9 protein-coding genes and 5 pseudogenes are annotated in these 10,970 nt (G+C 68.1%); 7 read left to right on the top strand and 7 right to left on the bottom strand.

From position 1 onward, the window contains the following. A pseudogene (locus ACFWZ5_RS41605) lies at positions 1-199 on the bottom strand (4-hydroxy-3-methylbut-2-enyl diphosphate reductase); the annotation flags it as partial. A 541-nt stretch (positions 200-740) separates the two neighbouring features. On the opposite strand from ACFWZ5_RS41605, the gene ACFWZ5_RS41600 reads away from it, so the two are divergent. From ACFWZ5_RS41600 to ACFWZ5_RS41585, 4 genes are all read left to right on the top strand, one after another. Then, a complete protein-coding gene (locus ACFWZ5_RS41600) occupies positions 741-974 on the top strand; it encodes a hypothetical protein (protein ID WP_384892336.1) in 234 nt (77 codons plus the stop codon). 30 nt (positions 975-1,004) lie between these two features. Then, positions 1,005-1,283 (top strand): hypothetical protein, encoded by a 279-nt coding sequence (locus tag ACFWZ5_RS41595; protein ID WP_384892333.1) that lies wholly within the window; start codon positions 1,005-1,007, stop codon positions 1,281-1,283. Further along, positions 1,280-1,555 (top strand): hypothetical protein, encoded by a 276-nt coding sequence (locus tag ACFWZ5_RS41590; RefSeq protein ID WP_384892331.1) that lies wholly within the window; start codon positions 1,280-1,282, stop codon positions 1,553-1,555. Before ACFWZ5_RS41595 ends, ACFWZ5_RS41590 begins: the two co-directional genes overlap by 4 nt. A gap of 371 nt (positions 1,556-1,926) precedes the next feature. After that, positions 1,927-2,352: a hypothetical protein gene (locus tag ACFWZ5_RS41585; RefSeq protein WP_384892328.1), complete on the top strand. Its 426-nt coding sequence runs from the start codon at positions 1,927-1,929 to the stop codon at positions 2,350-2,352. 576 nt (positions 2,353-2,928) lie between these two features. Here ACFWZ5_RS41585 and ACFWZ5_RS41580 read toward each other — a convergent pair. After that, the gene (locus ACFWZ5_RS41580) at positions 2,929-3,885 is read right to left on the bottom strand and encodes an IS110 family transposase (protein WP_384892325.1); all 957 of its coding nucleotides are present in this window, start codon (positions 3,883-3,885) and stop codon (positions 2,929-2,931) included. Between the two features lie 120 nt (positions 3,886-4,005). Here ACFWZ5_RS41580 and ACFWZ5_RS41575 point away from each other — a divergent pair, with 120 nt between their 5' ends. After that, entirely contained in the window at positions 4,006-4,383 is a 378-nt protein-coding gene (locus tag ACFWZ5_RS41575; protein ID WP_384892322.1) for a hypothetical protein, read from the top strand. Positions 4,384-4,541: 158 nt separating this feature from the next. Here the strand turns inward: ACFWZ5_RS41575 and ACFWZ5_RS41570 are convergent, their stop codons facing one another. Then, positions 4,542-4,946: a hypothetical protein gene (locus ACFWZ5_RS41570; RefSeq protein ID WP_384892319.1), complete on the bottom strand. Its 405-nt coding sequence runs from the start codon at positions 4,944-4,946 to the stop codon at positions 4,542-4,544. A gap of 496 nt (positions 4,947-5,442) precedes the next feature. Between ACFWZ5_RS41570 and ACFWZ5_RS41565 the strand changes: the two are divergent. Further along, a pseudogene (locus ACFWZ5_RS41565) lies at positions 5,443-6,288 on the top strand (IS5 family transposase). 96 nt (positions 6,289-6,384) lie between these two features. Here ACFWZ5_RS41565 and ACFWZ5_RS41560 read toward each other — a convergent pair. Beyond that, on the bottom strand, positions 6,385-7,671 hold the full coding sequence (locus tag ACFWZ5_RS41560) for a cytochrome P450 (RefSeq protein WP_384892316.1): 1,287 nt from the start codon (positions 7,669-7,671) through the stop codon (positions 6,385-6,387). Between the two features lie 324 nt (positions 7,672-7,995). Then, the gene (locus ACFWZ5_RS41555; RefSeq protein WP_384892339.1) at positions 7,996-8,163 is read right to left on the bottom strand and encodes an integrase core domain-containing protein; all 168 of its coding nucleotides are present in this window, start codon (positions 8,161-8,163) and stop codon (positions 7,996-7,998) included. Between the two features lie 58 nt (positions 8,164-8,221). On the opposite strand from ACFWZ5_RS41555, the pseudogene ACFWZ5_RS41550 reads away from it, so the two are divergent. Next, positions 8,222-8,374: pseudogene (locus ACFWZ5_RS41550) on the top strand (IS110 family transposase); the annotation flags it as partial. A gap of 471 nt (positions 8,375-8,845) precedes the next feature. Here the strand turns inward: ACFWZ5_RS41550 and ACFWZ5_RS41545 are convergent. Then, positions 8,846-9,139, bottom strand: a pseudogene (locus ACFWZ5_RS41545) (radical SAM protein); the annotation flags it as partial. A 170-nt stretch (positions 9,140-9,309) separates the two neighbouring features. Next, positions 9,310-10,968 (bottom strand): annotated as a pseudogene (locus tag ACFWZ5_RS41540) (IS1182 family transposase). Positions 10,969-10,970: the final 2 nt, after the last annotated feature.

Below are 10,970 nucleotides of genomic sequence, written 5' to 3'. Positions count from 1 at the left end.
CGTACCGGATGGCCTCCTTGTGGACCTTGGTCACCAGGGGGCAGGTCGCGTCGATCGTGGCGAGGCTCCGTGTCGCGGCCTCCTCGTGCACGGTCGGGGCCACGCCGTGCACCGAGAACATCACGATGGAGCCCTCTGGGACCTCCTCCGTCCGCTCGACGAAGATCGCGCCCTTCCGCTCCAGGGTCTGCACGACGTGGCTGCCACCTCGTACGCGCTCGCCATCAGCACGTGCCGGTCGTCCGCCCCGTCCGCCCACCGCTGCAGCGGGGCCTCCCGGCCCTGCCGCACCCGCTCCCGAAACCGTCTCCAGGCCGACCTGCAGCGCTCGCCGCAGAACTCACGCGGGCGGCCGCCCGCCGCACTCCCGCGCGGCAGCCGCTCCCCGCACCCCGGCCCCAAACACTGCGCCACCCCGGCACCCCCTCCGACCGGAAACCTCAATCCTGCGGATCTCCGCAACCGATATCCAGGGTGTTCCCGGCTGTCAAGATCCGTACTCCTGCGGGCAGCTGACCGCAAACCGTCACGGCGCCACGAGTGCTGCGCGGCCCTGGCCACCCTGACCTGAGCGACGCAGGACAGACCTGCCAAGAGACAATCCCCTGGTGGCCTCCCCTCCTGTCTCCCCCCCGTGACCGCGCCTGGGCCGCGGCGTCTCCGCGCTCATCCCCCAGGAGCACCCGGCATCCGCCGCCGACCGGGCCACTGCCGCACTCGCCGCGATCCGCACAGTGCCGGTGCACATCGGTGTACTGCAGGCCGCCATCGTGCTGTTGGAGGAGACCAACGGGGAGGACCCGGCCCGCGCGACGGCGGCCGCCGACACCGTGGCCCTGCTCAGGGCCGCCATCAGCCAGGCCCCGGACCCGGGCGCCACCCGGCCCGCCGGGTTCCTGCCGGTGGAAGAGCGCGCCGTGACCGGCGCCGTCCTTGCTGCCAAACCCCGCCAACCGGTCGTCGGGGCCGAGTAGCGTCGACACCGGCGACGAGGAGGCCCCACCGTGACCGCACAGCCCGACCACCACCGCTTCACCCCGCCCATGCTCACACTCGCCGAGCTGCGCAGCGCGCTCGGCACCTGGGGGTTCCCCGGCGACCTGGCCGCGTTCGAGAGCGAGCTGGCCGAGGCCGACCTCGACGACCTCACCCAGGTCCGCGAGATCACCCAGGCATACCGCCACCGGGTCCTCATCCGCTACGACCCGAAGGCCATGGCCGCGCTCGCCCGCACCACAGCGGACGTCGAGGACGAACTGCAGCGGAAGCTGGGCGCCCGGTGAGCCACGCGTTCTACTCGGACGCCGCCGAGCAGGTCCTGCGCAACGGCGTGTCGCCGAGTGAGCAGGCCGCCGTCGAGGCCGTCCGCGCCTCCCTCGAGGACGACCCCGACCCCGCCCACGCCCGCGGCCTCCCCGACGCCGCCCCCCGCTCGGAGTCGTACGTCATCGAGCTGCTGCCCGAACAGACCGGCGGCCGCGGCATCTCGATCGTGTACCAGCTCTCGCAGGATCTCGACGCCGCCCTGATCCTCTGGCTGATCGCCGGACCGTAGCCGTCGCCCCGGCCGCGGCGGGGTGCGGGTTCCTGCGAGGCAGCGGGTCGGCCGCGGGCCGGTGGGTGCCCCTGACCCCGGCATCGCGGCCCGGCAATGCAGGCCGGTCCATGCCGAGGCGGCGCGCAGGGGCGCCCGGCTGCCGCCTTCCTTCGCTGCCGCTCAGTCAGTTGCCCTCGGAGTCCGGTGGCCGATCGCCGTGGCGGGTGCGCCCGGCTCTGGTGCTCCAGCCGCTCGGCCGCGGCCGCCATCGTGGCCGCCCTCTACCAGGCCGGACGCACGATGGTGGGGCCTTGTCCTGATCCCGAGCGGTGGGGTGCGGGCGGGGGAAGGGTCGCCGGGTCTGCTGTCGTACGAAAGGGAAGTGCGCCATGCCCGAGCGGATCTGGCACCCCATCAGCAAGCTCGAATTCTTCATCGACCACACCCGCGGCTGGCTCGCCGACTCCCGCGAAAGCTTCGCCACCTACGAGGAAGCCCGCGACAAGCCCCACGTCCTGGACGACGCCACCGTGGCGCGGATCAAGAAGGTGTTCACCGAGCAGGACGAGTCCCTGACCCTGTTCGAGGAACAGGCCGCCAAGTGGGGCGAGCTCGACCTCAGCCCGTCGCGCCGGACGAAGCTGCAGACCCTGAACGATCAGCTGGCCGAACTGCGCGAGCTGCGCCTGCAGGTGCTCGACCTCGCCGACGAGCTGGCGGGCGGCACCATCGAGAAGGTGATGGCCATGTCCGACGAGGAAGCCGACCTAGCCGCGCTGCTCGGCCTGCTCGGCGACAAGGGGCGCACCGCCTGAGAGCGGTCGCGGTGGCGGGCTCCGCCGCGTCCGCCGCCCCATGTGTCCTGGACCCCGGATAAGGTGCCATGTCCGGAGCCTAGAAGCCGCATGACGGATAGTCAGCGCAAACAGCACAGAACGGCTTCTGTCGGTCACTGTGAGCACCACGCCCCCGTCAGATTGCATCCAGGGCACCTCATTTCGTGTCACAGTTATGCCCATTACAGTGACACTGCACCCATGAGGGCTGGGGCTGTCAAGGCGCACGATGCCCCGGCCCGGCACGAGCTGTGGGAGCCCGCGCCGGGCTGATCACGGCTGTGTACGGGGATGCCGGGCCGTGGGTCCCCCGAGTGCTGGTCGTGCGGAGGAGACTCGCACGCACCCATTCGATCCCGGCCGACGGGGCCGGATCATGACCTTCCTTCGGGGGCCGGGCTGCTCATTCAGGTCAACGAGCGCGGCCGTGGCCGGCTCATGCAGTTTCGCGAGCTCGCCCGGGGCTTGTCGTCCCGTCCTTCGGGGGTGGTCGTCATGCCGTGGGGCACGGCTCCTTCGGCGGCTGCGCCGCGTCGAGTTCGCGCAGCAGGTGGGTTAGGCGTGGGTGAGGAGCTTGCGGGCGACCGCGGTGGTGGCGATCTTCCGGCCGCGGCGGTGCGCGATCTGCTCGAAGCACGCGGCGTAGGGCGGGGTGCGCTTGGCGGTCTGCGCGGCTTGGGTCATGATCCAGCGCAGCCAGGGATCGCCCTGTTTGGAGATGTGCCCGTAGCGCACGGTGCGGTCCGAGCCGCGGACCGTGGGGGTGAGCCCGGCCCAGGAGGCGAGCTTGCGGGCCGAGGAGAACCGGCGGATGTCGCCGGTCTCCGCCACGATGACCATGGCGGTGAGCGGGCCGACGCCGGGCAGCGCGGTCAGCGCCCTGACCCACGCATCCGCCTTCGCCGACTGGGCGAGCGCGGCATCGAGCCGGTCGATGACGACCTGGAGGGCGTCGATGACCTCCAGCCGGTCGGCGACCGCGCCGCGGGCGGTGTCCGGCAGCGGCAACGCCGCCAGCCATTTCCGGCCCACCCGGTTCCAGCAGCTGGCGCCCCGGTCGCAGCCATGGTCCGCGAGCACCGCGTGGATGCGGTTGCGCAGCAGCGTCCGCAGCCGCACCAGCTGGGCCCGGTGCCGCAGCACCGCGCGCTGTTCACGGATGTCGGACGGCGCGATCCACGCCTCCGGCAGCAGATCCGTGCGCAGCAGGTGGGCCAGGGTGGCCGCGTCGACCTTGTCGTTCTTCAGCCGGGCCGAGGCGATCGCCTTGCACTGCAGCGGGTGGGCCAGGTGCGGCTCGAAGCCGTAGTCCTGGAGCAGCTCGATCAGCCAGCCCCAGCCGTAGGCAGCCTCGAACGCCACCGGTGTGCCCACCGGCAGATCCCCGATCACTCCCAGGACCGTCTCGCGCCCGTTGGGCACGTTCCGGTTCACCGCCGTCCGGCCGCCCTCGTCCATCACGGCGATCTGCGACCGGCGGCGATGCACATCTATCCCGACGTAAGCCTGCATCGCGGGCCTCCCGACCCCGACTCGGCTCCCCCACCCGCAGGGTGCTCCGAACGCACCACGAGAGGAAGCCCCAGCCCTCATAGGGTCAGGTCAAGTCTGTCCTGGAGTACGTCGAGGCGCGTGAGCGCGAACTGGCGGAACAGGCGGGGCAACTCCGTGGACGTATTGAGGAACTCACCACGCAGCTCGGCGAGTTCGAAGCGGAGGGCGAGGACCTGCGCGTCACGCGCAAGACCCTCCTCACGCTCCCCGTCCCCGCCCCTGCACCCGCCGACGAACGACCACCCCGACGTCCCCGATCACCCCGCCTACCAGCAGATCCTCGCCGCGTTCGCCGACGCCGGGCAGCCGATGCGGGCCCGCGACCTGTGCCAGGCACTCGACCTGCCGATCGTCCCGAAGAACACCGAGGGCATCCGCTCCACGCTGAAGCGCCTGGTCACCAGGGGCATCCTGACGGACCCCGAACCCGGCCTGTTCGCCCAGCCCGGCACCTGAGCCGCACCGCGACCCGGTCACCAGCAGTCTTCACTCAATCTCAACCGCGAAACGGACAACTATTCAGAATTGTCCCGGGGAGCAACAAGGCCGGGGGCCGCTGGCACGGTGGCGGGGGCGGGGCTTGCGGTGACCGGGCAAGATCCCGCCCCATCAGGTCAGCTCTGCGAGGGCGTCTCGCCGTCGCGGTCCGGGCTGTGGACGATGTATCTCAGGGACAGGACGCGGTTTTTAGCCCGCATCGTCAGCTGTTCTCCGCTGGTGTCCAGGCAGAATCGATGGTTGGGCTTCAGTCCGTTTCTGATGAGGCCGGTGGAGCTCGTCTCAGCGAACCAGTACAGCGGGCCGGTGTCGCCGGACTCGGCCAGGAACTCCCAGAGCTCGACGAAGTCAACCTCCGGAAGGAGCTCTTCGAAGTCCAGGACGGTTTCTCTGTCCGGCCCAAAGTCGAAGAGGATAGAGTCCGGGATTGTGATCATTTCATCCCCGTTGCCCTCGGCATCCCGTTTGGCCTCTGCTAACCTGCGTGCCTCGCTACTGACCCACCAGGGAATGTAGCCCATCTGATCTCCTTCGTCGTGATGTTGCCAAGAGCCGTATCCACGGACGGAGTGGTTCAACCTCGGCGAGTCAATCCTCAGAACCTGCCACCTCAACTCGTCGAGGGAGCCCTGCCGGAGACCAGCCATGCGTCACCGGCCAGGACGACGCCAGAGGTACGAGCTGGAGTCCACGACCGGGGGTAGCGCCTCCCGCGCCCATGGCCAGCGGACCTTGTCCAACCTCAACCATGAAACGGACAAGAGCTCACGTTCCGCACTCTAAGAGGACGTTCATACTGCTGACGTGCGGGTTTGGCGGTTTTGTCGGCCGTCCAAGGTGGGCCTATTGATACTTTTCACTCCGAATGTTGAGGGGCATCACTCGCCGCGGGACTCGCGTGTCGTCCCGTTCTGCCCCGAGAGCTCCTGTCCGGTTCGGATATGCACGTCATCGCCCTCCTCGGCCACTCGGACGAGCGATATACGGGCGCCAACTCACGGTCGTATCAGTACTGTCATGACGACGCCGCCGCCCCGCAAGTCCTACCCGAGTGATCTGTCCGATGCCCGCTGGGAGTTGACGGAGCCGACGCTGAGCGCCTGGCGGGCCGAGCGGCAGAAGACCTCGCTCAATCTCGGCGGCAAACTCGCCGACCTGCGCGAAGTCATGAACGCGATCCTCTACGTCAACCGCACCGGCATCCCCTGGCGCTACCTGCCGCACGACTTCCCCGCGCACACCACCGTCTTCTCCCACTTCAGTGCCTGGACCACCGACGGCACCATCGAGAAGCTCGGCATCCGTCTGCACCGCCTCGTGCGTGAACAGGAGGGACGCAAGGCCGAGCCGACCGCCTGCGCGATCGATGCCCAGAGCGTCAAAAACCGCACCCAGCGTGCCCACGAGCACCCAGGGAATCGACGCCGGGAAGAAGATCGTGGGCCGCAAGCGGAGCATCGCCGTCGACACCCTCGGCCTGTTGCTGCTGGTCATGGTCACCGCCGCCAGCGTCTCCGACAACGAGGCCAGCAAGCAGCTCCTCACCCACCTCGCCGCGAACCACCCCACCGTCACCAAGGCATGGGTCGACACCGGCTACAAGAACCAGGCCATCGAACACGGCGCCGCCCTCGGCATCGACGAGGACGTCGTCCCCAGGAACACCCAGGTCAAAGGCTTCTCGGTGACCCCGCGGCGCTGGGTGGTAGAGCGCAGTTTCGGGTGGATCATGATGCACCGCCGCCTCGCCCGCGACTACGAGACCAACCCGCCCACTCCGAGAGCATGATCCGCCTCGCGATGATCTCGAACCTCGCGAAACGAGCAACCGGCGAAACCACCCCAACCTGGCGAGACGCATAAAACGCAATCAGCCATAAACTTCGTGAACCAGAAGTCCTCTGAAACATCACGACCTGCGCTGATGCCGCTGCGGTGCGGCGTTGCAACAAGGACCACCTATGAAACGCCGCATGGGTGACGGGGCGTTGCCTGCATGCGTAGTTCGCGTGGCACCAATACCGCCCCCAGCGCAGGGCGGACGGGGCGATGGCCCGGGACGTGTTTCAGGCGCCAGCGGGCGGTGATGGTGGCAAGGGCGAGGGTGGCTTCGATCATGGCAAAGCTGTCGCCGATGCACTTGCGGGCACCGGTGACAAAGGGAAGGAAGGCGTGGCGGGGCGGTTGGGAGTGCTTGGGGTCCCAACGGTCAGGGTCGAAGCGTTCGGGGTTGGTGTAGAGCTCGGCGTTGCGGTGGATGAGGTAAGGGCTGTAGGCGATGCTGCTGCCGGCGGGTAGCCGGTACCCGCCCAGACGGGTGTCCCGGGTGACCGTGCGAGTGAGGAACCAAATCGGGGGGTGCAAGCGGAGTGTCTCCATGATGACGCGTTGGGTTAACTCCAGGCGGGGCAGGGCGGCGTAGGCGGCCGGGGTTCCGTGCAGGACGGCGTCGACCTCGGCATGCACCCTCTGTTCGATCTTGGGGCGGCGGGCCAGCAGGTGCAGTGCCCATGCCAGGGTGCTGGCGGTGGTGTCCGTTCCGGCCAGGAAGATCGTGAGGATTGTGCCGCTGAGTTCCGCGTCGCTCATGTTGCTGTTGTCTGCCGGGTCGTGGGCTGCGATCAGGGCAGAGAGCAGGTCGCCGCGGTCAGTGCCGCTGACGCGCCGCTCGGTGATGATCTGGTCGCAGGCTTGGCGTAGGCGTGTGCGCGCGAGCAGAAATGCGCGATTGCCTGGGGTGGGGAGCCGGTCCAGCGGCGAGATCAACATCGTCCGTTGGACAATCCCGTTCGCGATGGTCTTGGTGTCGTTGACGAGTTGACCGTATGCGGCTGTGGGCAAGGAGCTGGAGAACAGGGTGGCGGTGGTGACTAGGGAGGTCAACGTCATCATCTCGGTTGGCACATCCAGGGTCTGCCCCGGCTTCCAAGAACCGGTTGCCTCTTCGATACAGGCGGTCATGGTCTGCGCGTAGCTAGGAAGCCTTCCGGGATGGAAGGCGGGCTGCGCCAGCCGCCGCAGCCGGCGGTGCGTGCGGTGGGGGCAGATGCCGAGCCCGTCACCGAGGACTTCCCGGGCGCGGTCCGCAAGCGGGCCGCCTTTGTCGAAGACGCGGTCATCCGCGAGGGCTTGACGGGTCAGTTCCGGATCACAGATCACGGCCACCGACATGGGGCCTAGGCGGATGCGGACCACTTCTCCGTGGGCGGGGAGCGACTTCAAGAAGGTCCATGGATCTCGCACCATGGGTACCAAGTGGCCTATCTGGGGCCACGCGGGGGGGGGCCGTGGGGATCGACTGCGGATATTTCATCCTTGTTCTCACTCTTCTACAGGAGTCCTGGCGGGAGGTATCGCCTGGTGACGAAGCTGCTGCGGATGGAGCTGTCATCAGTCCAAGCCCTGGAATGCCGGGGGGTGATCATGTGGGCTCTGGTGACCCAGGGCTTCTTCAGCGGTCGAACTCCATGCGTGGAAGGGTCTGGTCATTGCCGACGGCCGTTTGGGGGCTGCATTGGCTTCGAGGGGAGCCATGGTGGTTTCCATCCCCTCTGTGTGTGGAGGGTTTCGTTAAACGGTCTGAGGCTGCTGTTCTGTGGTGGTGTGTCGGTTCTCGTAGTCGATGGGTGACAGCCAGTCGCAGGCGGAGTGCCGGCGGTGGGTGTCGTACCAGCCGGTGATCCAGGTGGCGATCTTGATGCGGGCCTCGGCGCGGGTGCGGAAGCGGTGCCGGTGGATGTACTAGACCTTCAGTGTCGAGTTCGTCGCCTCGGCGACCGCCTTCCTGCTGCGGCGGATGCTCGCCCGGGTCGATGCCATCGATGCGGACATCGCCGCACTGGATGACCGGATCGCCGCCGAGATCGCCCCGTACGACGAGGCGGTCCAACGGCTGAGCGAGATCCCCGGGCTCAGCCCACTGTCCGCGCACGTGGTCATCTCCGAGATCGGACTGGACATGAGCCGCTTTCCCGCGGCCGCCCATCTGTCCTCCTGGGCCAAGTTGGGGGTGCGGCTGGTGCGGCCAAGAGCAACCCAGCACCGTGTGCCGGGTACAACCAGTGCATCGCCCCGGGCCCGGGCCGCACAGGGATCTGAGGCGGTGGATGCGATGCACTGGATGCAAGATTGTGCGTTTGTGAACTGCGGGCGGGGGCGGCCCGGCCGACCGGAACCCGGAGCGGACATGCCGAAAACGCCCAACACCCGTCTGCGGGCCTTGCTGACGGAGGTGGACTGGAGCGGTGCCCAACTCGCCGCGGCCGTGCGGAATATCGCTGGTGAGCGCGGGCAGCATTGCCGCGTGCGAGCCGCGGCGCCCCGTGATCGTGTCCTGCTCACCGGCATCGTCGCTGTAGTACGAGCAGGCGAGGGTGAGGTGCGGGTGCTCGAAGAGTCGCCAGCGCTTGGCGCCCACGCGGACGAGGTTGGAGTACACACGCACGCGCAGGCTGGCCCTAAGGGCGTGCTCGACCAGCTCGGTGAAGTCCGGATGCAGGGTAGGCTCCCCGCCGATCATCTGAAGGGTCGTCGTGCCAAGGGTGGCTGCTTCGTCGATGATCCGGTGCCAGTCCTCGCGGGTCATGCTGCCGTGGCCGCGCGTGGGCCCCGCTTGGGCGTAGCAATGGGAGGGGCAGGTGAGCTGGCATCGGGTGGTGATCTCCAGCGACAAGAACCGCAGTGCGATGGCAGGGGCTTGCGGAGCGGTCGTCATGACCCGAGCGTCGAGGTCAGCGCATGCAACGCGCCTGCTCTTGAGGCGACTTGCGTTGCCACCGGCAGGGCTGGTCGCCTATGCCTGGTGCGATTGGGTACCTCTGGACCGCATGGGGGTCGCCTCCCCCGGATACGGCGACACCGTTGGCGAATCCGGCCCGTCGAGTGCTACTCGGCGGGCCGGAGGGCTGCCAGATGTGACGCTCGCGTTCCCGCTCGGGGCACTTCGCTCCACCAGGCGTTGAGCCGGTGGAAGTTCATCGCGGTCGCCGTGAGCTGATGCTGCAGCCTGGCCTTGGCGATGCCGTAGTAGCGGCATCGCCGCAGGCCGAGGGCTCGGACGCCTTGGGAGATAGTGCCCTCGACCCCGGCTCGGCGCGCGTACTCGTCCTTCCAATCCTGGGTGCCTTCACGGGCCCGGGTCTGCTGGATGACCTCTTGCTCAGCACGGGGACGGAATGTGACCCGGCGCCCTTGAAACGACTTCTCCTCGGCTCGGGTGCACTGCGTCCTCACCTCGCAGGGGCGGCAGGTGGTCATCGGGAACCGTGAACGCACGACGGGTGTGTCATGCCTGGATCGGCCCTCGTTCCAGTCGGATGTGGTCTTGCCGTTGGGGCAGGTGACCCGCTAGTTCTCCCAGTCGATGGTGAAGTCAGCCAAGGTGAAGCCTCCACCCTCCCTGGCCTGCCAACTGGTGGATGCCAGGATCGGGCCCATCAGATCGACCTCGTGGTCACGGCGAGCGGTCACCACTTCCCGGGCTGACGCGTAGCCGGAGTCGACCAGGTGACGCTCGGGCAGGAGACCGCGTTCGGCGAGACGGTCGTGGATCGGAGCAACCAGCCGCACATCCGGGACCGTGGAGTCCGTCGTGGCAACGTGCGTGATCAGGTTCGGCCTGTCGGGCTCGCAGGTCTCCGTGAGGTGCACCTTGTAGCCGTCCCAGAAGGTTCCCCGTTTGATGCTGCCGCGCGCGTCGGTGTCGTAGGGCGTCACCAGCCGCTCAGCTCCGGGCGGGCGTTCCTTGAGGTCACGGCGACGGACCTGTCCATTGTCCACGAGGAACTGCTGGATCCACATCTGCCGCAAGGTCTGCATCTGATCAAGCAGGCGCAGTGAGGCGGGCGCGTTCGGCAGGTATACGGCGGCAAGGAGGCTCATTCCGTCGGCGCCGATCTGTTCGATCAGCTCGGCCTGCTTGTTCTTCCCCTTGGGCAGACGGGAGTCCTCGAACCGGATCGCGTAGCGGTTAAACCACTCGGGCGGAGTCCAGTCAGCCAGCCAGCGTGGTTCACGAGCTGCCGCGCTGTTGAGTGCCACCCGCAGGGTCTCACCGAGGCGGACCAAGCCGTTGATCTGCCGCGCGGCGGACAGCACGATCGTGGAGTCCGTGCGAGCCCGGCCGCCAGCTCTCAGCAGGCCACGCGTAGTGGCAGCCTCAAGTACCCGGTCCAGAAGGTGAATCCCCGCGTCCCCCGCGATCAACCGGTCCCTGAACTCGGTGAGCACTGAGTGATCAAACCCCGGATCCTCCAGCTCCAGCGCCAACAGATACTTCCAGTCCAGCCGTCCGCGCACCGCATCCGCGGCCTGGCGGTCCGAGAGGCCCTCGGCGAACTGCAGCACCGACACCAGCGCCAGTCGGCCCGGCGACCATGCCGGCTTCCCTCTCACCGGATATAGCTGGGCGAACTGCTCATCTAAGAACAGTTCGGCCAACTCGTCGCGGATGCGAATGGCCAGGCTGCCCTTGGGGAACGCGGCCCGGACCACCCGGGCCGTCTCCTCGGGGACCCCACCGCGGTTCGTGGCGTGCAGCGACACCG

Source organism: Streptomyces sp. NPDC059003, assembly GCF_042740445.1.
Taxonomy (GTDB): Bacteria; Actinomycetota; Actinomycetes; order Streptomycetales; family Streptomycetaceae; genus Streptomyces.
Note: the sequence above shows the minus strand (reverse complement) of the source record. Positions and strands in the feature narration are given on the sequence as shown.

What these genes read in the sequence shown, in the direction of transcription:
- ACFWZ5_RS41585 (WP_384892328.1), top strand. Translation starts at nt 1,927, where the DNA reads ATGCCCGAGCGGATCTGGCACCCCATCAGCAAGCTCGAATTCTTCATC.
- ACFWZ5_RS41580 (WP_384892325.1), bottom strand. Translation starts at nt 3,885, where the DNA reads ATGCAGGCTTACGTCGGGATAGATGTGCATCGCCGCCGGTCGCAGATC.
- ACFWZ5_RS41570 (WP_384892319.1), bottom strand. Translation starts at nt 4,946, where the DNA reads ATGGGCTACATTCCCTGGTGGGTCAGTAGCGAGGCACGCAGGTTAGCA.
- ACFWZ5_RS41560 (WP_384892316.1), bottom strand. Translation starts at nt 7,671, where the DNA reads ATGGTGCGAGATCCATGGACCTTCTTGAAGTCGCTCCCCGCCCACGGA.